The organism is Nocardia sp. NPDC051990, from assembly GCF_040680755.1.
GTDB lineage: Bacteria > Actinomycetota > Actinomycetes > Mycobacteriales > Mycobacteriaceae > Nocardia.
This window is the reverse complement of sequence record NZ_JBFAXH010000005.1, coordinates 345,038-370,343: the sequence shown is the minus strand read 5'-3', so window position 1 is coordinate 370,343 and position 25,306 is coordinate 345,038. Positions and strand designations below refer to the sequence as shown.

The window sequence follows — 25,306 nt, the reverse complement described above, 5'->3', positions numbered from 1 at the left end:
CCTCTCTACAGCTGAACGTCACTCGGGGCGGGGAAGAAACCCGCATCGATGAAGGATCGCACATAGGCATCCAACGCCTCGGCATCGACCGGCGGACAATGGATTCCATACTGCGCCAATTCGATTCGGGTGTTGGTGTCGTCGACGGCGGCTGCGGCCCCGCCGTAGTTGCCACTGACCAAGGCGGCGCGCACCAGCGAATCGTCGCCGGTCGCATCGCGCGCCGCCGCTTCCTCGGCCAGTCTGGTCGCGATCTCCTCGATCGATGCGATCTCGACCGGAATCCCGTGCCGGCGCAGCGCTTCGAAGATATCCCCGATCGCCACCGGCAGGGTGTTCACCAGGTGATACGCCGCACCGACCGGCGGCTGATCCGCCAGTGCGACGATCGCGCCCACCACATAATTCACCGGCACCAGCGACATGGTTGCGTCGCCGATCTCCGGGGCGAGTCCGAGAATGGCGGCCGCCCGGATCATGTTCCAGAACGAGTCGTCGACACTGTTCACCCCGACTCGCGGATCGCCGGATACGGTTCCGGGACGGTAGATGCTCACCGGCACCCCGCGGGCACCGGCCTGGCGGATCAGTTGCTCGGCCACCCACTTACTGGCCACATAACCATTCGCGGACACCTCGTCGACACGCAGTTGCATATCCTCACGGCCGATGAAATCCGGTGCCGGCGCGTTCGGAATCACGGCGTTGACCGTGGAGACGAAGTGCACCGGCTTGATCCGACCGGTTGTCGCCAGCCGCAACACCTCACGCGTGCCCGACACATTGGCGGCCCGCAACCGTGCGTAGGGCTCGATGTGATTGACCCGAGCACCGTTGTGGTAGATCGTGTCGATCTGCTCCGCGAGCCGGGCATAGTCGGCCTGGTCGAGTCCGAGTCCGGGTGCGGCCAGATCACCTGCGACAGCGACGATCCGCCCCTGATAGGCATCATCCCAGATCCGGTACAGCTGCATGGCGTCGCGAATCCGCTTGTAGGCGCGCTCGTTATCGTCGCCGCGCACCAGGCACCAGACCGTCGCCCCAGTGCGGGACAGCAGTTCCCGGAGCAGATGTACGCCGACGAATCCGGTTGCGCCGGTGAGCAGTACGTCGCGCGGGGCCTCGGCCCGAGCCGGTGCGCGACCGGCACCATCGATCTCCGGTTCGAGCACCGCATCGGTGGTGATCGTCGCGACGTCGGTACCCGGTACCGCGGCCACGGGCTCGTCCGGATTGTCGAGGCGGGTGGCCAGGCCGCGCACGGTGGGCGCGGTGAACAGCGCCGCCATCGGCACGTCGATATCGAGCCGGGCGGCCAGGGCGCGCTGCAAGGTGAAGGCGAGCAGCGAGGTACCGCCGAGATCGAAGAAATCGTCCTCGGCTCCGGCCCTGGCGATGCCGAGCACTTCGGCGAACACCTCGGCGACGGCGTGTTCGGTATCGGTCGCCGGCGCCACGAACTCGCGGGCACGCAGGATCGGCCGCGGCAGCGCGGCCCGATCCAGTTTGCCGCTGCTGTTCACTGGGAAGGCTTCGAGCACCATGATGGCCGAGGGCACCATATAGCCCGGAAGCACGTGTGACAGCGATTCGCGCAGGGTATCGGCCTCTAGCTCGGTCACCGGCACCACATAGGCGACCAACTGATCGCCGGTCTCCGATTTCGCCACCACGACGACCGCCTGGGCGACGGACGGATCCGCCAGGAGCGCGGCCTCGATCTCGCCGAGCTCGACCCGGTGGCCACGGATCTTCGCCTGGAAGTCCGTGCGCCCCAGATATTCCAGTACCCCGTCGGCGCGGCGGCGCACGAGGTCACCGGTGCGGTACATCCGGGCACCGGGCGGGCCGTACGGGTCGGCGACGAACCGATCCGAGGTCAGGTCGGCACGGCCGAGATAGCCGCGGGCCAACTGGCTGCCCGCCAAATACAATTCGCCGACCACACCGGCGGGCACCAGGTGCAGCCGGGAATCCAGGACGTAGGTGCGGGTGTTCCATAGCGCCACACCGATCGGCACCGTCAACCGGTCGTCGATGGTCGCGGGCCGATACGTCACCGATACCGCCGCCTCGGTGGGACCGTACAGGTTGTGCAGTCCGGCATCCGAGAGCGCGACGAAATCGGCGACGGTGGTGGGCGGCAGGGCCTCACCGATGACGAAAACCGCACGCAGCGAGGCCAATTGCGACACCTGGGCGGCGGCCAGGAAGACCTGCAGTACCGAGGGAACGAAATCGGTGAGGGTCACCTGGTGGGTGGCGATCAGCTCGGCGATGTAGCCCGGATCGCGCTGCCCGTGCGGTGCGGCGAGCACCAGCCGCGCGCCGACCCACAGCGGGGCGAAGTAACCCCACAGCGATACATCGAAGGTCGTCGCCGTCTTCTGCAGGTAGACATCCTCGGGACCGAACCCGTATTCCGCCACCATCCATTCGATCTGGTTGGTGATCGCGCCGTGCGCGACCATGACGCCCTTCGGCCGACCGGTCGAACCGGAGGTGAACAGCACATACGCCGGATGATCGGCGCGCAGCGGCGCACGCAGCTCGCCGGAAGCGACCGGCGCGCCGGAGTATTCCGACAGCTCGAGGGCGTCGATATCGAGCACGGGAACTCCCGTGACGGGTACCGAATTGCCGTTGGTCGTCAGCACGCAGACCGGCTCGGCCGTGGCCACCATGTACCCGATCCGGTCGGCCGGATGGTCGAGATCCAGCGGCAGATACGCGCCGCCCGCGGTCAGCACCGCGTACATCGCGACGACCAGCTGCGGTGAACGCGGTATCCCCAGCGCCACCACGGATTCGGGGCCGACGCCCTGCGCGATCAGATATCTGGTGAGCCGGTTGACGCGCTCATCGAATTCCCGATAGGTCCAGGCGATCTCGTCGTGGACGACGGCCACCGCATCCGGTGTCGTCGCCACGACACGGCGATAGCCGGTCAGCAGGTAATCCGCCGATACCGGGTGCGCGGTGGCAGCCGCATCCGACAGCAGCTCGGCACGTTCGGGCGCATCGGTCAACTCGATCTCGCCCAGCACCGCATCGGGATCGGCGGCGATGGCGGTGAGCAAGCGCGCGAACCGGTCCACGAAGACCTGCACTGTGGCGGGGTCGAACATATCGGCGGCGTAGGTGACCATACCGCCGATACCCAGCGGCGTGCCCGCCTCGTCGTAGACGTCGCCGATATACCAGTGCAGATCGAACTGCGATACCTCGACGCCGATATCCAGGCTCGCGACGGTCAGCCCCGGCAGTTCCAGTGCGACGCGATCCAGGTTCTGGAACGTCAGCCCCACCTGGTACAGCGGATGCCGCGCGGGCGAGCGCACCGGGTTCAGCACAGTGACCAGCCGCTCGAACGGCACGTCCGAATTCGCGAACGCCTGCAGATCGGTTTCCCGCTGGCGCGCGAGCAGTTCGGTGAAACGCACGCCGCCGTCGTACCGGGTCCGGAACACCAGAGTGTTGATGAACATGCCGACGAGGTCGTCGAGCGTGGCGTCGCCACGCCCAGCGGTCGGCGTCCCGATGGCGATATCGCTGGTCCCGGACAACCGTGCCAGCAGCACGGCGAGTGCGGTGTGCACGACCATGAACACCGTCGCACCCTGGGCCCGCGCCAATTCGGCCAGCGCACTGTGGGTTTCGGCGTCGATCTGCACCGGCACCTGACCGCCGGCGAAGGACCGCAGCAGTGGCCGCGGCCGGTCCGAGGGCAGATCGAGTTGTTCGGGCAATCCGGCCAGTTCCTGTTGCCAGTACCCGATCTGCTTGGCCACCAAGGATTCCGGATCGTCCTCGGCACCGAGCAGTTCGCGCTGCCAGATGCTGTAGTCGGCGTACTGCACCGGCAGCGGCACCCAGTTCGGCGCCTGTCCGGCGCAACGTGCCACGTACGCGGTCATCAGATCGCGGGCCAGCGGGCCGATCGACGAACCGTCGCCCGCGATGTGGTGCACGACCATCGCCAAAACATATTCGCGCCCATCCGCGCCCTCGCCGAGGTCGAACAGACTGACCCGGACCGGCACCTCGACGGTGAGATCGAAGACGGTCTTGGCCAACGCGGCCACCGCGTCCACCAACCCGACCGGGTCGATGGTCTGGACCAGCATCGGCGGAATCGCCTGCGCCGGGGGCAGGATCACCTGCACCGGAGCGTCATCGATGGGCGGGTAGACCGTGCGCAGAATCTCGTGGCGGGTCACCAGATCCCCGATCGCCGCCCGCAGCGCCTGCACATCGATGGCACCACTCAAGCGCACCGCCATCGGCACGTTGTAGGCCACCGAGGCGGTATCCAGGCGGTTGAGGAACCACATGCCCTGCTGCGCCGCCGACAACGGAATCCGCTCCGGCCGCGGACCGGCGATCAGCTCGGGACGGTCGCTCCCGGCCTCGTTGTCACCGAGCCTGGCCGCGAGCGCGGATACCGTCGACGCCTCGAACAGCAGACGCACCGGAACCCGGGTATCGGATGCGGCGCCCAGCCGCGCCACGAGCCGGGTGGCGATCAGCGAGTTGCCGCCCAATTCGAAGAAATCGTCGTCGGCGCCGACCGGTGTCGCGGGCGCGAGCAATTCGGTGAATACGCTCGCCACCAACTCTTCCCATCGCCCGGACGGCGCGCGGTAGGCCCTGGTGTGCAGCACCGGCGCGGGCAGGGCGGCCCGGTCGAGTTTGCCGACCGGGGTCAGCGGAATCTCGTCGAGCACCATGACGATGGTCGGCACCATATGCGCGGGCAGGCTGTTCGCGGCGAATGCGGTCAGCTCGTCGGCATCGGCCACCGCATCGGTGGCTGCATGCACGTAGGAGACGAGAATCGTTGCACCGCTGGCGATTTCGTGTCCAATGGTGACCGCGAAGTCGACGGTTTCGTGCCCCGCGAGGACGGCGTCGATTTCGCCGAGTTCGATGCGGAAGCCGCGCACCTTGACCTGGAAGTCGTTGCGGCCCAGATATTCCACCGCACCGTCGACCGTCCGGCGGACCAGATCGCCGGTCCGGTACAGCCTGCCGCCGGCACGATCGAACGGATTCGCCACGAATCGGGCGGCGGTCAGCGCGGGGCGCTCGTGATAGCCGCGGGCCATCTGCGCACCGGTGATGTAGAGCTCGCCGACGGCGCGGTCCGGCACCGGCGACAACCGCTCGTCCAGGACGTACTCGGTGATGGCGCGGATCGGCCCGCCGATGGTGACGGTCTCCCCCGGCACCAGCGGCGCGCTGATATTGGTCATGATCGTGGTCTCGGTCGGCCCGTACCCGTTGTAGAACTCGCGGGTACGCCGCCCGGCGATCGGAATCGTCCAGCGCCGCACCAACTCCGGCGGGCACGCCTCGCCACCGGCGATGACGACGCGGAGCTTGTCCAGGCCCGCCGGATCGACCGAAGCCAGCGCCGCGGGCGTGATGAACGCATGCGTCACCCGCTCCCGGCGCAGCAGGGCGGCCAGTTCGTCACCGCCGTAGACCGACGGTGCGGCCACCACCATGGTCGCGGCACCACCGATGGCCAACAGCAGTTCCAGCACCGACGCGTCGAATGACGGTGAGGCGAAATGCAGGGTGCGCGAACTGCTCGTCACCCGGTAGCGCTCGCGCTGCTCATCGCAGAAACTCGACAAACCGGCCTGCGTGACGACCACGCCCTTGGGCTTACCGGTCGATCCGGATGTGTAGATGACATAGGCCGGATGCGCGGCGCGCAACGGCCGCACCCGATCCGCATCCGTCACCGGATCGGCGCTGTAGTCGTCGAGCCGTCGATCGATATCATCGACATCGATGGTCAGCCACTGCACTTCGTCGGGCAGGTCGGCGCCGACCTCGGTCACCGTAAGTCCCAGTACCGCATGCGAATCCGCGATCATGTGCCGGACCCGCTCGGCCGGATAGTTGGGATCCACCGGGACGAATCCGGCGCCGGTCTTGGCAATCGCCCATACCGCGAGCACGGACTCCGGCGAGCGCGGAATGCCGATCGCGACCAGATCCTCCGGGCCGATGCCACGGTCGATCAGCAGTCGGGCCAGCCTGCTCGAGCGCTCGTCGAGGTCGACGTACTCCCATTCGGCCAGCTTTGCCGCGGCGTCGGCGAAGACCACCGCGACACCGTCCGGATTATTGTCCACCGCATCGGCCAACAGCTGCGGCAGCAGCGTGACCTGTTCGGTCGGGCTCGGCGCGGCGGGCCGGACGGGCGCGGCGAGTGCTCGGTCCCGTTCGGCGTCGTCGAGAATGTCGATGGCACCGACGATCACCCGGGCATCGGCGGCGACCGCGGCAAGGATCCGCTCGAATCGCCGGGCGAGGCCCTGGATCGTGGCTTCCTCGAAAACATCTGTCGCATAGGCGAAGCCGATGACGAGCTCATCCGGCGTGCCATCGGCGTGCTGCCGCGGCTCGACGATCACCTGCAGGTCGAATTTCGCAACGATCTCACCGGTATCGACAGCCGAGACCGTCAGACCGGGCAACTCCAGTGTCGGCTGCTCGATGTTCTGGAACGACAGCATCACCTGGAACAGCGGATTGGCCGAGACTGCCCGCGCGGGCAGCACCTCCTCGACCACCCGCTCGAACGGTATCTCCGCATTGGCGAAGGCGGACAGGTCGGTTTCGCGGACCTGTTCGACGAATGCCTCGAACGCGGCACCGCGATCGACATCGGTGCGCAGGGTCAGCGTATTGACGAACATGCCGACCAGATCGTCCAGTTCGGCGGAACCACGACCCGCGATCGGCGTGCCGATTGCGATATCCGAGCCGCCGGACAACCGCGCGAGCAGCACGGCCAGTGCGGCGTGTACGACCATGAACAGCGACGAATTGTGCTGGCGCGCAAGGTCGGCCAAGCCGGTGTGGACCTGCGCGGACACGGCGATATCGGTCGAGCCGCCGCGCAGCGATGCCTGCGCCGGACGCGGACGGTCCAGCGGCAGCCGCGCGGTTTCACTCACCCCGGCCAGCTGTCGCCGCCAATACGCCAATTGCTGTGCGGCAATGGAGTTCTCGTCGTCCTCGGTGCCGATGACTTCGCGCTGCCAGAGCGCGAAATCCGCGTACTGCACCGGCAACGGAGCCCACCCCGGGGCGATCCCTGCCGTGCGCGCGAGATAAGCGGTCATCAGATCCCGCGCGAGCGGTGCCAGCGAGACACCGTCCGCCGAAATGTGATGCGTGACAAGGACGAGCAGATGTTCATCCCGGGCCGGATCGGAGAACAACCGGATGCGCACGGGCGGATGTTCGGTGACATCGAATCCGGCGGACAACAGTCCGGCGACCTGGTCCGGATCGGCGGTCGTTTCGACATCCAGCCCGTTCGGCAGCGTTTCGGCCACGGACAGGATCTCCTGGCACGGCAGCGCGTCCGGGCCGTCGACCGGGAACCGGGTGCGCAGCGCCTCATGCCGCTCCAGCACATCCGCGACGGCGGCGCGCAGCGCGGGCACATCCAGGGTGCCCGCGAGCCGGACGGCGAAGGGCAGGTTGTAGGAAGGGGATTCGGTATCGATCTGATTGAGCACCCACATCCGATGCTGCGCCAGCGACAGCGGGATGAACTCGGGCCGCACGGCCCGCGTCAACGGCGGCCGATCCGCGTTCACGGCATCCGGCACGATGCGCATTGCCAGGTCGGCGACTACCGGTGCGTCGAACAGGGTGCGCACCGGCACTCGCGCGTTCAACGCCGCACTCAACCGGGCCGCGACCTGGGTCGCGACCAGTGAGTTGCCGCCAAGTACGAAGAAGTCGTCGTCGGCACCCACTCGGTCCACACCGAGCACCTCGGCGAAGACGCCGGCCACGATCTCCTCGAACGGGGTGGACGGCGCGCGGAATTCCCGGCCGGCCAGGGTCGGGCGTGGCAGCGCCTTGCGGTCCAGCTTGCCGCTGGTGCCGAGCGGGAACTCGGCCAGCTCAACGATCGTGGCCGGAACCATGTACGCGGGCAGCGTGCTCGCCAGCGCGGCACGCAGCGGCTCCACCTCGAGCCGCGCGCCGGGCACCGGGACGGCGTAGGCCACCAGTTGGTCGCCGAGCTCCGTTGGCACCACCAGGACGGCCGCCTGGCTCACCGACGACTGCGCCAGCAGCGCTGCCTCGATATCGCCGAGCTCGATCCGCTGTCCGCGCAGTTTCACCTGGAAGTCGCTGCGGCCCAGGTATTTCAGGACACTCGGCGCGCTCCAGGCCACCAGGTCGCCGGTCCGGTACATCCGCTCGCCCGTGCCGAACGGGTTGGCCACGAACCGTTCCGCGGTCAGATCCGCGCGGCCCAGATAGCTGCGGGCGAGCTGATCACCGGCGAGGTAAAGCTCCCCGGTGACCCCGGCGGGCACCGGCCGCAGGCGCGAATCCAGCACGTACAGCCGGCTGTTCCAGGTCGGCGAGCCGATCGGCAGGCCGCCCTGCTCGTCGCCGGTCGCCAGCCAGCTGGTGACCGCGACCGCTGCCTCGGTCGGCCCGTACAGGTTGAGCACCGACGCGGCGCAGACCGCCCGCACCGCGGCCACGGTCTCCGCGGGCAGCAGCTCGCCGCCGGCGATGATGTGCCGCAGCGTCGGAATGGCACCGGCGGGCGTATGGGCGGCGAAAACCGCGAGCATCGACGGCACGAAGTCGGTGACAGTAACCTGCTGCGCCGCAATGGTTTCCGCAAGGTACGCGGCGTCGCGATGGCCGTCGGGCGTGGCCAGCACCAGCTTGGCGCCGACCCGCAGCGGAATGAAGTAGCCCCACATCGACGCGTCGAAGGTGAAGGCGGCCTTCTGCAGGTACACATCGTCGGCATGCAGCGGATATCGGGACTGCATCCAGGCCAGATGGTTGCCGATCGCCCGGTGCGATATCGCGACGCCCTTGGGCCGTCCCGTGGAGCCCGAGGTGAACAGCACGTACGCCAGGCTCTCCGGGCGCACCGGCTGCGGCAGCTCCCCAGCCGCCAGCGGGGTAGCGGCGAATCCGTCCAGATCCGCGGTATCAATGTGCAACACCGGAATTCCGTCCGGTACCGGCACGGCGTCCGCGGTCGTGGTGAGCACGCACAGCGGCCGCGCCGCGGTCAGCACGTGCTCGACGCGATCGGCCGGATGATCCGGGTCCACGGGCACGTACGCACCGCCGGCGGTAAGGATCGCGTACATGCCGACGACCAGATCCAGCGAGCGCCGCATCGCGAGGCCGACCAGCGATTCCGCGCCGACACCCTGCGAGATCAGCAGGCGGGCAAGGCGATTCACCCGCTCGTCGAGTTCCCGATACGTCAGCGTCGCGGAGCGACTCGTCGAGGGGTGCTGGTCGGGCGACGGGTGGGCCAGCTCGATGCCCTCGTAGGCCACAGCGACTCGATCCCGATACGCCGCCACCATGCGCTGGTAGCCGTCCAGCAGCAGCTCGGGTTCGACCGCATGACCGGTATCGTTCCACTCCAGTAGGACGCGATCCCGCTCGGCGTCGCTCAGCATGATGTCGATATCGCCGACCCTGGCGGCGGGATCGCCGACCAGCGCGTCGAGCACCCGGTCCAGCCGTGCGGCCAGGGTTCCCACCTCATCGGCGGTGAATCCACCACCGGAATACCGCCACGTCAGCTCGATGGTCGAGGCCGCGATCACCACCAGCGTCAGCGGGTAGTGCGTGCCGTCTTCCATGCCGACGCCGGTCACCTTCATGCCGTCGACGGAATCGGCGGCGGCGATCGCCTCCCGGTCGATCGGGTAGGACTCGAAGACCAGCAGGGTGTCGAATTGCGCTCCGGCACCGGCGATCCGCTGGATATCGGTGAGACCCAGGTAGTGGTGGTCGAGCAGACCGGCCTGCTCGCGCTGCAGCGACTGCAGGAACTCGCCGATGGCCGACCTGCCGTCGACCCGTACGCGCACCGGCAGCGTGTTGATGAACAGACCGACCATCGCCTCCACGCCGGACAACTCGGCCGGACGGCCGGACACCGTGGTGCCGAACACCACGTCGTCACGACCGGTGAACCGGCCGATCAGAATGCCCAACGCCGCCTGCATCACGGTATTCACGGTGACGCCGAGTTCGGCAGCCAGCTCGGCGATCCGGCGGGTGCGCTCGGCGTCGATCTCGGTGATCACCTTGCCACTGCTCGGACCTTGGACCGTCCGCGATTGCGGGGCGAGCAGCGTCGGCTCCGACACTCCGGACAGCGCCTGTTCCCACACTCGTAGCGACGCCTCCCGATCCCGACCGGCCAGCCAGTTCAGGAAGGTGCGGTAGGAGGGCACCCGCGGCAGCGCGGACCGATCGCCCCGAGTCGCGTAGAGCACCAGCACATCTCGCATCAGCAGTGGCATCGACCAGCCGTCGAGCAGGATGTGGTGGGTGGTGATGACCAGATGCCACTGGTCGGTGCAATAAAGGCTGAACCGCATCAGCGGCGGCGCCGACATATCGAAGCCGGTCTCGCGCTCCGCGTTGACAAGGCGCTGCAGCTCCGCCAACCGCTCCGATTCCGGCAGATGCGTCAAATCCACTGTCCGCCAAGGCACTTCGACCCGATCCAGGACCACCTGCACGGCGTGCCCGTCGGCGCCGGCGACGAAGGCGGTGCGCAAGTTCGGATAGCGGTCCAGGATGGCTTGGGCTGCCGCGCGCAGTCGCTCGGCGTCCACGGTGCCGCCCAGATCGACCGTCGCCTGGGTCGCGTAGACATCCACGCTCGACTCGGCGAGCATCGCGTGGAACAGCAGACCGGATTGCAGCGGCGACAGCGGCCACACGTCCGACAGCGCCGGGTAATTCCGTTCCCACACTTCGATATCCGACTGGGTAGCGGTGACCAGCGGCAGATCCGACGGCGTCATCCCACCGGCATCCGGGCGCTTGGCGTGCTCGGCCAGTGCGTGCAATGCCGCAACCCACAGATCGGCGAACTCCTGCGCCCGCGCCCGCGACAACAATCCGCGCGGGAAGGCGAACGACGCACCCAGCTGTGGTCCGTCCGCACCGTCGGTGACGATCGCATTGATGTCGATCACGCCGTTCGCCGGCATATCCGGATCCAGCTCGGCATCCAGCTGCCCCAGATCCGCGACCGGCACCCAACCCACCGCAGCGAGCTGCGCGGGAATCTCCCCCGTCGACATCCGGCCCAGATAGTTGAAGCTGATCTGGCAGGCACCGCCCAATTCGCCAGCGGTCGCCGGGTTCAGGTAGCGCAGCAGGCCGTAGCCGAGCCCCTTGTCGGGGACCGCGAGCAGCTGCTCCTTCACCGATTTCACAATGTCGCCCAAGGCTTTTCCGCCCGCGAACGCCTCGGCGATATCGGCGCCCGCGAGATCGAGCCGGACTGGGAACGCACTGGTGAACCAGCCGACGGTCCTGGACAGATCCGCGCCGGGGACGAGTCCCTCTTCACGGCCATGGCCTTCCAGCTTGACCAGCGCGGCGCCGCCCGCGCTTTCGCCACGCCACTTGCTCACCGCCAGCGCCAACGCCGAGAGCAGGCCGTCGTTGACACCACCGCGATACCGGCCCGGGATCGCGGTCAGCAGCGCATCGGTCACCTCGACAGGCAGCGTCACCTCGACGCGATCGACGGTGGCGAAGGTATCCACCGCCGGATCGAACGCCCGCATACCGAACAACGGGTCTTCGGTCCCCGAAACCTGCTGCCAGAAAGGCAGTTCCGCGAGCCGGGCCGGCTCCTGCGCCGCGTCGCGCATGGCGTGTGCCCAGCGCCGCATCGAGGTCCCGTTGGCGGGCAACGCCACCGGCTGCCCCGCCGCGAGTTGCGACCAGGCCATGGCCAGATCCGGAATCAGAATCCGCCAGGACACCCCGTCGACCACGATGTGGTGCGCGACGAAGAGCAATACATCACGACGGCGACCGCCCTGCGGGAAAGCGAACCAGATGCACTGCACCATCACCGCATTCGCCGGATCGAGTCGGCTCAGCGCCGCGTCGTACTCGACGCTCGCCCGCCGCGACAACTCCGCATCGTCGACATCGGCGGGCAGTTCGATCCGGTGCACCAGCGCGTCGACATCCACCGCGCCGGGCTCCAACGCCTCGAAGAACCGGGCCGTATCCGATGTGGCTTCGCGCAATCGAGCGCGCAGCATGTCGTGGTGGTCGAAGACCGCGCCGATGGTCGCGACCAGCGTCTCCCGATCGATGCCGTCGGGCAGCCGCAGCGCCATCGACTGCGAGAACCGCTGATACGACGAGTCATTCGGCAGCATCGCCGCCATGATCGGCAGCAACGGCAGCTCACCGACCCCACCACCGGGCAGTTCCGCCAGCTGCTGCTGCACCGCATCGGCCGAGGCGGCGATCTCGGCCAACGCCGCGACCGTGCGATGTTCGAACACCTCCGCGGCGCTGAAAACGACACCGCGCGCTTTGGCCCGCGAGACCAGTTGGATCGACAGGATCGAATCGCCACCCAAGGCGAAGAACGAGTCGTCGCGACCGACGCGCTCGACCGCGAGCAACTCGGCGAATACCTCGGCGATGGTCTCCTCGACCGGCGTCTCCGCCGCGCGGAACGCGCGCGGAGCGAAGGCCGGCTCGGGCAGCGCCGCGCGGTCGAGCTTGCCGACCGGGGTCAGCGGGATCTCGTCCAGCACAACGAAAGCGGCCGGAATCATGTACGCGGGCAACGACTCGCCGAGGAATTCGGCGAGTGCCTCGGTATCCACCTCGGCCCCTGCCCTTGGCAGCAGATAGGCCACCAGCGCGGTCGCGCCCGACGGCAGCGTCTTGCCGAGGGTCGCCGCGAAGTCGATATCCGGGTGGCCGGTGAGCGCGTTGTCGATCTCGCCGAGTTCGATGCGGAAACCGCGGATCTTCACCTGGAAGTCCGAACGACCCAGATACTCGATGACGCCGCCGTCCGTGCCGCCGGATTCGGTGCGCCGCACCAGATCCCCGGTTCGGTACAGCCGCGCGCCCGGACTGCCGATATCGGCGCCGAACGGGCTGGCCACGAACCGATCCGCGGTCAGGCCCGGCCGCCCGAGATAGCCCTGTGCCAGCGCGGGGCCCGACAGGTACAGTTCGCCGGTCACCCCGGCAGGCACCGGCCGCAATCGCGAATCCAGAACGAACGCACCGATACCCGCGATGGCCGTGCCGATCGTGATCGGCTCGCCCGGCAACAGCGGCGGGGTACCGGTGGCGAGAATCGTCGCCTCGGTGGGTCCGTAACCGTTGTGGAACGCACGCTCGTCCGCCCAGCGGCCGACCAACTCCGGACCGAACTTGTCACCGGCCACCACGATGACCCGCAGTTCATCCAGACCGTCCGGATCCACCGATTCCAGGGCGGCCGGGGTGATGAGCATGTGGGTGACGTGCTCGCGCCGCAGCAGATCCGCGAGCTCGGTCCCGCCGAACACCGTAGGCGGCGCGATCACCAAGGTGGCGCCGGACGAAAAGGCCAGCAGGAGCTCGAGCACCGAAACATCGAAGTTGGGCGAGCACACATGCAGGACCCGCGACTCCGCCGTCACCGCGTACTGCTCGCGCTGCGCGGCAACCAATCCGGCCAGACCGCCGTGGGTGACCACGACCCCCTTGGGCCGTCCGGTCGATCCCGAGGTGTAGATGACGTAGGCGGGGTGCCGCTCGTCCAGCCGGCGGACCCGGTCGGCGTAGGAGATCGGATGGGCAGGGCGTTCGGCGATGCGCCCGGCGTGCGCCGAGTCGTCGAGTTCGATCCAGTCCACGGTCGTGCCGAGCACCGATCGGTGCGCCGTGGTGGTCAACCCGAGGACGGCACCGGAATCGGCGAGGATGTGCGCGATCCGGTCGGACGGGTATCCGGGATCGACGGGCACATACGCGGCACCGGTCTTCGCGATCGCCCATACCGCCAGCACGGATTCGATGCTGCGCGCGATACCTATCGCCACCACATCGCCCGCGCCCACCCCGTGCGCGATGAGTTCGCGCGCCAACCGCGACGACATCTCGTCGAGTTCGCGATAGGTCAGCTGACGGTCATCGGATGGATCGCCCGACGGGTTGAACCGGATGGCGACGGCGTCGGCGGCGTACTCCACAGCGGCCGCGAGCAAATTTCCGAAGAGCAGACCGACTCGGCGACGACTGCCACGTGCGGAACGACGATCCCTTGCCATTTCCGGTACTACACCTCTCACCTATTGCGCGTGTAAAGACCGCTCCCTCATAATGGGACGCGCATACTTCACTACGGACGGCTGTGGTCGCAAGCCAAGCGTTCGAGCTTACAGGAGCGAACCTGTCCCCTCCCCCAAGAGCGGGAAAGTGACGGCATCCGCTCGAAGAAGCGCGACAGACTTCACTACGTGGCCTGTGACAGCCTAAGTGAAGGTCGGCCACGACATCCCCACCCTCGGCCACAACCCTCGAATTGGTATGCGCTCGCTATCAGAGCAATGGCACGCGCCTGTCGAATCTCCGCGCTCCGAACGGCATCTCCGCGTTTCATCAGCACCCGCTGACGACTGCATTCGCACCATCAGTGCAGATAACCAGCTGATCACCAGCTACGCAATTCGATGGTTGGTTCGACACCCAACCCGGGCCGGTCACCATCGCGGAACATGATTTCCGCGACATTCGTGTAACAGCGATCAGCCGAAGTAATACAGCTCGAAGCCGACGGCACGCGCGGCGGGGAATCCGGGCTTCGGGGCGGTCGCCATGTCGATGACCGCGCGCACCTGGTCCGCAACCGGCTCGGGGTTGAGCACCTCGAGGTAGCGGCGATGCTCGGCCAGCGAGGCGGCGGCCTGCTCGATGGTGGCGGTGACGTCCACGGCGTGGGTGGCTCTCGGGCCGACCACCGCGGCCAGCCGGGGCGACCACGGAGTCTCGGTGAGCTCCGGAAATATCCACTCGTTGCCCGCATCGGAAATCGCGTCGAGGGCGGCGCGGCCGACCGCGCGATGGTCCGCGCTGTTGGCGTAGCCGGGAGCCCAGGTGTCGCCGAAATTGCACAGCACCACGAATTCCGGACGGTGCCGGCGAATCGCGGCGGCCAGGTCACAACGCAGCGTCAGGGTTTCTTCGACGCGGCCGTCCGGGTAGCCGAGGAATTCCACCTCGCGCACCCCGACCACCGTGGCGGCGGCGATCTCCTCGGCCTCGCGCAGCGGCCCCGCCTCGGCGGGCGGCAGGCCCGCGATCCCGGCCTCGCCGGAGGTCACCAGGACGTAGCGAATGTCCTTGCCCTGCCCCGTCCAGCGCGCCACCGCGGCGGCCGCACCGTATTCGATATCGTCCGGATGCGCCACGATGACAAGCCCGCGCTGCCAATCCTCGGGAACCTGCTCCACCCGAGTCATTCAAGCAGATGGCCCGAACGCGGGTGCGCCGTGCGCTGCCCGTCTCGGATGGCACACGGCCCACCTCTCGAAACCGCGGCGCCCGAAGTCCGGCGGCCCCGCGGTGTACGCTACAGCCTGCTCTCGGTGGAGTTGCCCGAGCCCGCGACCGCTTTGTACAGCAGGTACAGCCCGAAGACAACAGCGCTGATCACCAGAATCGGGAACAGCCCCTTGATCAACGCACCGATGATGGCGAGCGCGATCCAGACGACCGCTACGACACCGATGATTTTCCACAACATGCCAGCCTCCAGAAGTTCTCGGGCGAACCGCCACCCGACGATCCGACTCCTCCATGCTGGCAGCCGGATGACGATAAATCACCAGCTCAGCAGCGATATCCGGGGAAAATCAGGGTTCACCCTGACGTCTGGTCAGTCCCGGCACCGCAGCCGCATTCCCGAATTCGACAGTGCGACACCGGAAAACATCGAGTGATCGATCACACGCCTGCCACACTGATGGCTGTCCGATTGTTTGTTTTCCGAACCTTAAGGGGCCACCCATGACTAGGTACGCACATTACGTCGGCAGTCTTCCAGCGGGTCTGATGATGGGCGATGGCGCTGTCCTGCAATGGTTCAGCGACCGCACAGCGGGGTGGCCGGTCACCGCGCTCCCCTGCGATCTGGACCCCGACTGGATCATGGACTATCTGCGGGCTCGTAAGCAGCATTCGGATGTCTTCGAGGTCGTCCGGGCGGGCGGGTACGCCGATTACAGCGACTTCCCCAGCTATGGCCTGCGGTCCGGCCGCAAGCTCGAAGTGCGGCACGTATCGATGGACCGCGCTGAGCGCATCGGTGCCGTGGTGGGCGCATTCGAGTCCTTGCAGCGCGAACGGCCGCAGTTGGCCGAGACGAAAGTGCAGATAAGCCTGCCGAATCCGCTGGATCTGGCAATGTTCGTCTTCGCGGGCGGAGCCGTGTCCGGCGGGCTGCCGGTCGGAAAGGCGCTGCGGCACTTCGATCTTGCGGTCGCCGCGCTGCGGCAGCTGCCGGTGTTCACCCAAGCGGTGTTGCAGGAGGTATCGGAAGTAATCGATCGGTACGGCGACCGCATCGTCTGGCAGTTGGAGTCCCCCTTCGCTCTGTTGAGCATGGTCAAGGCGGCACAACTTGGTTCGCGGTGGGCGTTGGCCCCGCTGGTGGCGCGACAGCTCGCCGGAGTCCTCGGGCAGTTGCACGAGATCGGCGCGGAAACCATCGTGCACCTGTGCTACGGCGACTATCAGCACGAGAGCCTACTGGCCCCACGCGGTCTGGCGCCGGCGGTGACGCTGCTCAATCGCACTGCGCGACTGCTGGATCGACAAGGGGCGCCACTGCCCCCGGTGCATATTCCGTGTGCGTACGGCTCCGAGCCCGCACCACTGGAACCGCGCTTCTACGCTCCCCTGCGATCACTCGCCACCGACTGGCCGGTGATCGCGGGTGTGGTTTCCACCGATTCTGTCGAGAACAGCAGCCGAGCGCGTGCGCTGTTCGAGGAGGCGTTGGGTCGCAATGCCTTCGGCATCGCGACCGCATGCGGGCTCGGACGCTGCACCCCCGAGGTCGCCCGACACGCCGCCGAGGCCACGGTCGCGGTCGCCCGGGCCGAAGAGTAGACGCCCGATCAGTTATAGCGATCAGATAACGCGGGTGCGCACTCGAAGAGTTCGCACCCGCGTTGCTGTTTCCTGGCTGGGCAAATCGACTCCACCGCAGTGGAATCCGCGCGCTGATCGCCGCGTGGAGCTCGCCAACCGCAGAAGTCAACTTTGCGAACGCGTCACACGGACCTGATTTGGGCTTTACCCTGAATTTGCCGGAAAAGCGAGGTGATGCCAAACGACATCGACAGCCTTGCCTGTCACGCCCCAGGCGATTCCCACTGATCGCGGCGCCGGATCTCGACGAAAAGCCCTGCGCTGAAATGCATTCGTAGACACCGCACCGCCGCATTCGACCCCCTGTCCCGGCGTCCTGTGTAGGGGCCGTTCAGCGAGCAGGTCCGATTCGGGGTATCAGCTACCCTTCGGACACCGGTTACTGCGCATTGGCTAATGCCACCAAATCGCATCTGGCGGTTGATGATTCGATAGTTGCGGCTACACTTCGATGAGGGCGTCGCCACGGATGGCTAACTAATGGCGACGCTCGGTCCGGGTTGATCCACCACCGTGGAACCGGAGCTTGTTCGGTTGCTGATGTGGGCGCACAGTCCGCATTGGCATCCGCTGTTCCAAGGAGTGTGCTATGGCGAACGATCCGCATGTCCTCGTTGTCGGTGGCGGCCCAGCGGGGTCGACAACCGCGGCCCTGCTTGCCAGATCAGGGATACGCGTGACGCTTCTGGAACGAGATACGTTCCCGCGGTACCACATCGGTGAGTCGATGCTCGCATCGTGCCTGTCGACGCTGCGTCTTTCCGGCGCCTTCGACAAGGTCGCGGCGCACGGCTTCCAGATCAAGCGGGGCGGCTATTTCCAGTGGCAGAACGATAACTGGATATTGGACTGGTCCCAGCTGGTGGATGCGGAAGCCTGGTCCTACCAGGTCGAGCGAGACGCGTTCGATGACATTCTGCTGCGCAACGCCGCCGACCAGGGCGCGCAGGTGATCGAGAACGCCAATGTCGAGAACGTAATCTTCGACGGTGACCGGCCGGTAGCCGTCGAATGGACCTGCCCCGGCGACACCGCTACTCGGACCACCGAATTCGATTTTCTCGTCGACGCCTCGGGACGACACGGCCTGTTGGCCAAGCGGCGCTTCAATATGCGTCGGCAGCACCCGGCCTTCCGCAATGTCGCGGTCTGGTCGTATTGGCAAGGCGCACACCTACACCCGGACAGCCCAGAAGGCGCGATCAATGTCGTGTCCACCCCCGAGGGTGGCTGGTTCTGGCATATCCCCCTGTCCAACGGCCGATTCAGCGTCGGCTACGTGGTTTCGGCGCGCAAGGCGGGCGAGCGGATACGCGAGCAGGGGCGAGACGCCTACTACCTCAATATGATTCGCGACAGCAAGGCGATGAGCGAATTGCTCGCGGGCGCGGAGCAGGTCGCCGAGGTCAAGGCCGAGCAGGACTACTCCTATGTGTCGGATCGGTTCTGCGGGCCGGGCTATGCCCTCGTCGGTGACTCGGCGGCGTTCCTCGATCCGCTGCTGTCCACCGGCGTGCATCTGGCGACGTACGGCGGGCTCGTCGCCGCGGCCGCGATCGCGACCACCCTGCGTGGCGAAATGAGCGAGACCGACGCACTGGCCTTCTACGAGCAAACTGCCCGGCGGGCCTACTCACGGTTCCTCGTGTTGGTCTCGCGTATGTACGAACAGTACATCGGTTCCGACGAATACTTCTCGCACGCGGACAAACTCACCGAGGCGCACGACGGCGACACCCCAGAGGTGTCGTTCACCAGGATCATGGCGGGGCTCACCGACGTGGACGAATCCTCGGGAGAGCAAGGGCGGACCCCGACCGACACCATCGCCACCGAGCTCACCGAGACCGAGAAACTGCACGCGGACTCGGCCAACCTCGAGTACATGGGTCATCTGGATATGTCGGTCGTTTGGGACCACTGGCGTGATCCGCTGGCGGATACGGTGCTGGACAATGTGCGGATCACCACCGAGCCGGTACTCGGCCTGACCACGCGGCCCCGTGATGCCGCCGAAATCGAGGCCATAGCGCGTCCAGTGCTACCCCCGAGGGCGGCCGACGTCACCGCGCGCTAGTCCAGCGTTCGTGAAATCCACAGCGCGGAACCGGTCGATATGACTATCACGCGCTCCGACCCCGAACCGCCGGGCGATTCCCCGCTCGGTGGTTCGGGCTCCCGGACCGCCACCCAGCAGATCGCGCGATTCGGCCATCCGGTTACCCGGATGCTGCTGGCCAGCCACGGCTTCACCCAGCCGAGACTCGAGGCCATACTCGGCACCGATCTCCAGGTGCGGGTGCTGCGCCAGGACGAACTCGCGGCCGAACAACTCCCCGCCACCGTCGCCGACGCATTGCGGTTGGCCGGTCCCGACCGCGTCATCGTTCGTCGCTCATGTCTGATCAATGCCGACATGGTGACCGCATCGGTCAACTATGTCGTCGCCGTGAGCGGCCCGGCCGCGGCGACTGGCGCCGACGATGTGCACGCGCCGATCGGACGCGGCTTGATTTCGCGGGGTGTATCCCAGCGGCGACATGTGCTTCGGGCGGGCGTCACACGATGGCTCGATGGTCGCCTCTGCGCGGCCAAGGCATACGTCATCATGCTCGGAGATCATCGGCCGCTGTGCTATATCCGCGAGATCTTCAATCCGAGTGTCGTTCCACCGGAGCATGCCCCCATCTCGGATGAGGAGCTGAGCTGGGCCGATGAGCCGGATTACCCCCGATCGCAACCCGCGCGCCGCGCGACTGCGCGCCGGGGCACCCGCGATACCGAATCGCCGCGCACCGGCGGACAGTGTGCGCGAACGCTGCCGGGGCTGGTCCAGCCGCCCGAATGCGAAGCGCTCACCGCCGATCTGGCCGCCGCAGCGCGCGGGCAGACATTCGTGGTGCATTTCGGCGCCCGCAGCTCCCCTGCCTTCGAAGTCGGGACCCTGCCGGATCGCCGTGCGCTGGCAATCTGTGCCGCCGCCGTCCTGAACCACGGATTCGACATGCCGATCGTGACCATCGGCCAATTGGGTTATGACGGAGAAACATGCAGGGCCCCAGCTGATTGCGACACTTCGGTTGGAGATCGGCGGCCGCAGGAAAACCGCGGAGTCGCGGCACAGCTCGAAAACTGGCGCGTCTCGAACCCGGCCATCGCACTCTGCGCGGACATGCTGCGCGACGCCGCGGACGACTACCCGGCGTCGGTGGCACGCGAGCTGCTGGTCGAGGTCGCCGCGATGCTCCCCATCGCGGCAAGCGCACCGACAGCCTCCCGTGAACTGTACAGTTCCATTGCACCCCTTTACATCTCGTGCGCCGTCAGGTCCTGCGAGCCGGATCCGACTCGACGCCGGACGACGACACGGCAGGAGTGGGACCGTTCGACCCAGCTGCTGTGGATCGGCGGCCGAAACCACGAATTCACGTCCCGGCACCTGTCTTTCGCTGCCACGGTCCGCAACCCGCTGGCGGTAACCCTCGGCCCTACCGCAACGCCGGACTATGTCGAGTTCCTGTGCCGATACTTGAATCCCCAACGTCGACCCGGTCGGCTCACACTGGTCCCGGCGCTATCCGGGACCCGTACCGCCGCCGCACTTCCCGCGTTGTTCGAGGCGGCAGCCCGATGCGGTACCCCGGTGTGCTGGGTGTGTGATCCGATGCATGCCGATGATCCCGCCGCCGCGATCCGCGGCTTCGTCAGTGCCTGCCGAACCACCGGCACCGCGCCGGCCGGCCTGCACCTCGACTGCGAACCCCGCAGCCGCCTCGACACCAGGCTCGATACCCGACGGGCACTGCACTGTGTCGTCACGACACTGAGCGCGATGTGGGCCAGCTGATCGCGCTCGTCGATCGCGAGGGAGAAGTAAGTGCACAGTAGCCAAATCGTCGTTTTCCTCATGGATCTCGCCCTCATCATGGCAGCGGCTCGGATCCTGGGGTGGCTGGCCGAGCGCCTCGGCCAGCCCGCGGTCATCGGGGAGATCACCGCCGGGATACTCGCGGGCCCGACCGTACTGGGGCCGCACCTGTCGGCCATGCTGTTTCCGCATGAGATCCGCTCGTACCTGAGCTTGCTCGCCAATGTGGGCGTCGCCGTGTTCATGTTCGTCGCCGGGCTCGAACTCGACCGCAGCGTGTTCGCGGGCAGCCGACGGTCGATACCGGCGGTATCGGTCGCCGCCTACGCCGTGCCGTTCGTCCTGGGCTGCGGCATAGCCGCGACCGCGCTCACGCGCCACCGTACCGGTGACCTACCGAGCTTCACGCTGTTCATCGGCTGCGCGCTTGCGGTAACCGCCTTTCCGGTATTGGCCCGGATCCTGCACGATCGCGGGCTGACCCGCACCGGAATCGGTCAGCTCAGCCTCGCCTGTGCGGCGCTGGTCGACATCTTTGCCTGGACGGCACTCGCCGTCGTGCTGGCCGTCGCGCACCCAGGAACGGGCAGCCAGTGGCGACTGGCGCTGCTGGTGCCCGTGGTGGCGGTGACGTGGTGGATCGTGCGTCCGGCATTGGCGCAGATGGCCGCAGCGGGCACCGAGCAGACGATGATCGTGGTCGGCGTCGGCGGCGCGCTGCTGCTCGGCGCGATAACCGAATGGATCGGACTGCATTTGATATTCGGTGCGTTCGCCTTCGGTGTTGTGTTCCCGCGCGCACGACGCGAGGCGGTCGAATCCGGCGCCCGGATTCTGAGCTTGGTACTGCTGCCCGGATTCTTCGTCGTGGCGGGACTCGCAGTCGATCTCGGGGCGATCGACCGGGCCGCCATCGGCGAGTTGCTGGTGATCATGGTGGTCGCCATCGCTGGGAAGCTCGCGAGCGTCTATGTGGCCGGGCGCCTGACCGGTCTGCCATCGCGATCGGCGGTGGCATTGGCGGCATTGCTGAACACCCGCGGCTTGACCGAACTCGTCATACTCAACGTCGGGCTCAGCACGGAACTCATTGGGCCACAACTATATTCGGTGCTCGTGGTGATGGCCTTGGTGACAACGGCGATGACGGCACCGATGTTGCGACTGATCGGTGTCGACGCAACGCCACGGGTCGATCCGGCGGCCCCGGACACCCGCTTGCCCATCAGCGGTCCGGTTGAATAGTTGTCGACACGCTCGAACCAACCGGGTTTCCCCGGCATAACCGTCGGCCCGTTGCTAAGTTGCTTGCTTAGGCGATTCGCCAGGTGGGTCCTAGGAAGAATGTGTCGTTTCGAACGCTCGACGACGCACCTCTGACCATGCTCGATGAACCTGTCCGCGCCGATTGATTCAGTCTTTGTCGAATTCTGTTCCACCGTTTGGAGTATGTCTTTGACCACACCACATTCCCCAACAACCGCCCCACACACCACCACGACCGGAGTGTGCCCCGTTCAGCACGGATCGTCGAGCGCTGCCCCCGACCGGATTCCGCTGTATACACCGGAGTTCGTCGCCGACCCGCACCGCGCCTATGACGAGATGCGCCGCAAGTACGGCACGCTGGTTCCGATCGAGCTCGCCCCCGGAGTGCCCGCCACCCTCGTGATCGGCTACGCGACCGCGGTGCGAATCCTCAACGACCCCAAACACTTTCCCGTCGACCCGCGCACCTGGCAGAAGACCATCCCGGAGAACTGCCCGGTGCGACCGATGATGGCCTGGTTTCCGGCCGCACGGTACAACGATGGACCTGTCCACACCCGCTATCGGGATGCCTCCGTCGCGAGTATCGACGGCATCGATGTGCACGGACTGCCGTCGATCATCGAGCAGATCGCCATCCCACTGATCAACACCTTCTGCAGAGCCGGCACGGCGAATCTGGTTACCCAGTACGCATTTCCGCTCGTCCTCGGCGTCCTCAACCACATCGTGGGCTGCCCGCCCGAAATCGGGCAGCGCGTCGCGAACGGCATGGCCGCGCGCTTCGACACGGTCCGCGGCGCCCAGGGCATGGCGATGCTCAAAGAGGCACTGCTCGAGCTGATCCAGCTCAAACGCGACCATCCCGGCGATGACGTCACCTCACGGCTGGCACACCACCCGGCCGCCCTCGACGACATAGAAATCTTCGCCCAGCTGATGAGCTTCTATGGCGCCGGATTCGAAGCACAGCGCAACCTGATCACGAATGCACTGCTGATGATGATCACCGACGACCGGTTCAAGTGCGCGGATGTGCTCGGACGAAACCTGTCGACGATCACCGCGATCGACGAGGTTCTGTTCAACGACCCGCCCATGGCGAACTTCTGTACAACCTATCCGCGCCAGCCGATCATGGTCGACGATATCTGGTTGCCCGCGGACCAACCGGTCGTCATCAGCCTCACCGGCTGCAATAACGACCCACAGATCCGCGGCACCGAGGACGCCGACGGAACACGTCTGGGCAATCGCTCACACCTGGCGTGGAGCGCCGGGCCACACGTCTGCCCTGCCAAAGGCGTTGCGTACCTCACTGTTCAGTACGCCATCGATGAGCTCCTCGACGCACTTCCCGATATCCAGCTCGGGATACCCGAGGATCAGCTGCTCTGGCGGCCGGGGCCTTTCCACCGTGCGATGACGGCCTTCCCGGTCGTCTTCACACCGGCCGCGCCGATGAACATCATGTAGATGTCGGCCGCGCATCACGGCGAGGGCCGAGATCGTCGATCTCGGCCCTCGGCGCGGCAGGACGCACATCTCAGGGCGGCGGAAACTCCGGGAACGGAGCGGACTTCGGGAAGACAACCGGCAGCGCGGTCAACGCGCGGTGGAACGGACCGGTGCGCCAGCCGAGTTCGGCGGCCGAACCGGCCAACTCGATCTCGGGCAAGGCATCGAGCAGTTGGTCGATCGCGTCTTGGGCGATCAGATAGGCGGCGTCTTGGGCCGGGCACATGTGCGGTCCGGCACCGAAGGCCAGGTGTGAACGATTGCCATCGCGCTCGACGCCGTCAACGGCATTGACAGTGGGATCGCTGTTGCACGCCGCCATGCTGATGACGACCGGCTGGTGGGCGGGCAACCACACGCCACTGAGCAGGACCGGTTGGCGCGGGTAGGAAATGCAATAGTTCGCCAACGGCGGGTCGGTGAACAGCACCTCATCGAGCGCGTCGCGGATCGACAGGCTACCGCTGTGCATGCCAGCGGCGAACCGGTCGTCGGTCAACATCAGCCGCAAGGCGTTGCCGATGAGGTGGACCAGCGGCTCGACACCGACCGCGTAATACGTCACCAACTGCTGGATCACCTCCTCATCGGTCAGACCGCTCGGATGACGCATCAATCGAGTCGTGATGTCGTCACCGGGCTCCTCCCGCTTGCGATCGATGTGCAACCGCAGTGCCTCGTGCAGCATGTGGTCGCCCGCACCGACCTCGGCCCCGGCATCGAACATGGCGGCCATCGCCGCCGCGACCCGCGCGCCGATATCGGAGTCGACGCCCAGCATGGTGTTCACCGCGGTGAACACCAGGGGAAAGACGTAGCGTTGCAACACATCAGCGTGTCCGTCTGCACAAAACTTGTTGATCAGCGGGATCGCGATCTGCTCGATCACCTCGTGCATGCCGAGCAAATCGACGTTATTGATTGCCGCGCTCGTCGGCTCGCGGTAGCGCTTATGTTCCTGCCCATCGGTGCGCAGGGCATTCTCCCGACGCTTCATCATGCCGAACACCGGGCAGTCGGCCGGGATGTCTTGCTCCCAGGTCCGGGGATCCGCCGGGAAGTGGTCCGGATCGGTCAGAATGCGGACCGCGGTGTAATAGCCGATTACCAATGTGGCCGGTACCCCCGGGGCGAGATCCACCGGCACCAGCGAACCGAACTGCTTGCGCATCCGCCCGTAGACTTGGTGCGGGTCGGCGGCGAATTCCGGGGTGTACATCGCGATGCGCGGCCCGGCCCCGAAGCCCGGTGAGCCGCCAACCGAGGACCGTGATTCGGGCGGGTGATGTGTGTGCGTTGCCACAGATGAACTCCGAACTTCCGAAAACCAAAGAACCTTGACAATCGAGACCCAGCGGTTACGTCACGGCAGCAAGCTTCGGCAGGTTGATGACGACGGATTACCAACAAACTGCTCGCACGACTCCAGTCGCGCCGATCTGCCCCACGCGGGCAGCGCATGTGGTGCGGGTCATAAGCTTCCTACCGGTCCGCTCACGATCCAAATCCGTTGCCCCAGACCAGTTCTTGCGTGCCCGCCGTCATGATAGCCACTCATCGGACGCGCAGACCCGACGGACCATTCGAGCAAGCATTCGCCCGATTCCCCAGCTCAGGAATCCCCTGTCC

9 protein-coding genes are annotated in these 25,306 nt (G+C 66.6%); 5 read left to right on the top strand and 4 right to left on the bottom strand.

The genetic code is table 11. The features are described 5' to 3' along the window. Positions 1 to 5: 5 nt before the first annotated feature. The 3 genes from AB0L63_RS13410 to AB0L63_RS13400 form a co-directional block, all read right to left on the bottom strand. Positions 6 to 14,138 carry an amino acid adenylation domain-containing protein gene (locus tag AB0L63_RS13410; RefSeq protein WP_364499106.1) on the bottom strand — a complete coding sequence of 4,711 codons (14,133 nt, stop codon included), beginning with the start codon at positions 14,136 to 14,138 and terminating at the stop codon, positions 6 to 8. A gap of 477 nt (positions 14,139 to 14,615) precedes the next feature. After that, on the bottom strand, positions 14,616 to 15,320 hold the full coding sequence (locus AB0L63_RS13405) for a PIG-L deacetylase family protein (protein WP_364499103.1): 705 nt from the start codon (positions 15,318 to 15,320) through the stop codon (positions 14,616 to 14,618). A gap of 119 nt (positions 15,321 to 15,439) precedes the next feature. Continuing rightward, positions 15,440 to 15,613: a hypothetical protein gene (locus AB0L63_RS13400; protein WP_364499099.1), complete on the bottom strand. Its 174-nt coding sequence runs from the start codon at positions 15,611 to 15,613 to the stop codon at positions 15,440 to 15,442. A gap of 263 nt (positions 15,614 to 15,876) precedes the next feature. Between AB0L63_RS13400 and AB0L63_RS13395 the strand changes: the two genes are divergently transcribed. The 5 genes from AB0L63_RS13395 (at position 15,877) to AB0L63_RS13375 (ending at position 23,635) form a co-directional block, all read left to right on the top strand. Beyond that, on the top strand, positions 15,877 to 16,980 hold the full coding sequence (locus AB0L63_RS13395) for a hypothetical protein (protein WP_364499096.1): 1,104 nt from the start codon (positions 15,877 to 15,879) through the stop codon (positions 16,978 to 16,980). Positions 16,981 to 17,611: 631 nt separating this feature from the next. Then, positions 17,612 to 19,099: an NAD(P)/FAD-dependent oxidoreductase gene (locus tag AB0L63_RS13390; protein WP_364499093.1), complete on the top strand. Its 1,488-nt coding sequence runs from the start codon at positions 17,612 to 17,614 to the stop codon at positions 19,097 to 19,099. 39 nt (positions 19,100 to 19,138) lie between these two features. Further along, on the top strand, positions 19,139 to 20,869 hold the full coding sequence (locus tag AB0L63_RS13385) for a 3-deoxy-7-phosphoheptulonate synthase (protein ID WP_364499090.1): 1,731 nt from the start codon (positions 19,139 to 19,141) through the stop codon (positions 20,867 to 20,869). 30 nt (positions 20,870 to 20,899) lie between these two features. Beyond that, complete coding sequence (locus tag AB0L63_RS13380; protein WP_364499087.1) at positions 20,900 to 22,135, top strand: cation:proton antiporter; 1,236 nt, start codon at positions 20,900 to 20,902, stop codon at positions 22,133 to 22,135. Positions 22,136 to 22,339: 204 nt separating this feature from the next. Further along, the gene (locus AB0L63_RS13375) at positions 22,340 to 23,635 is read left to right on the top strand and encodes a cytochrome P450 (RefSeq protein ID WP_364499084.1); all 1,296 of its coding nucleotides are present in this window, start codon (positions 22,340 to 22,342) and stop codon (positions 23,633 to 23,635) included. 70 nt (positions 23,636 to 23,705) lie between these two features. On the opposite strand, the gene AB0L63_RS13370 is transcribed toward AB0L63_RS13375, so the two are convergent. Next, complete coding sequence (locus AB0L63_RS13370) at positions 23,706 to 24,896, bottom strand: cytochrome P450 (protein ID WP_364499225.1); 1,191 nt, start codon at positions 24,894 to 24,896, stop codon at positions 23,706 to 23,708. Positions 24,897 to 25,306 lie beyond the last annotated feature (410 nt).

Coding starts and splice junctions, on each gene's coding strand:
- AB0L63_RS13410 (WP_364499106.1), bottom strand. CDS start 14,138: ATGGCAAGGGATCGTCGTTCCGCACGTGGCAGTCGTCGCCGAGTCGGT.
- AB0L63_RS13400 (WP_364499099.1), bottom strand. CDS start 15,613: ATGTTGTGGAAAATCATCGGTGTCGTAGCGGTCGTCTGGATCGCGCTC.
- AB0L63_RS13395 (WP_364499096.1), top strand. CDS start 15,877: ATGACTAGGTACGCACATTACGTCGGCAGTCTTCCAGCGGGTCTGATG.
- AB0L63_RS13390 (WP_364499093.1), top strand. CDS start 17,612: ATGGCGAACGATCCGCATGTCCTCGTTGTCGGTGGCGGCCCAGCGGGG.
- AB0L63_RS13385 (WP_364499090.1), top strand. CDS start 19,139: ATGACTATCACGCGCTCCGACCCCGAACCGCCGGGCGATTCCCCGCTC.
- AB0L63_RS13375 (WP_364499084.1), top strand. CDS start 22,340: ATGTCTTTGACCACACCACATTCCCCAACAACCGCCCCACACACCACC.
- AB0L63_RS13370 (WP_364499225.1), bottom strand. CDS start 24,896: ATGTACACCCCGGAATTCGCCGCCGACCCGCACCAAGTCTACGGGCGG.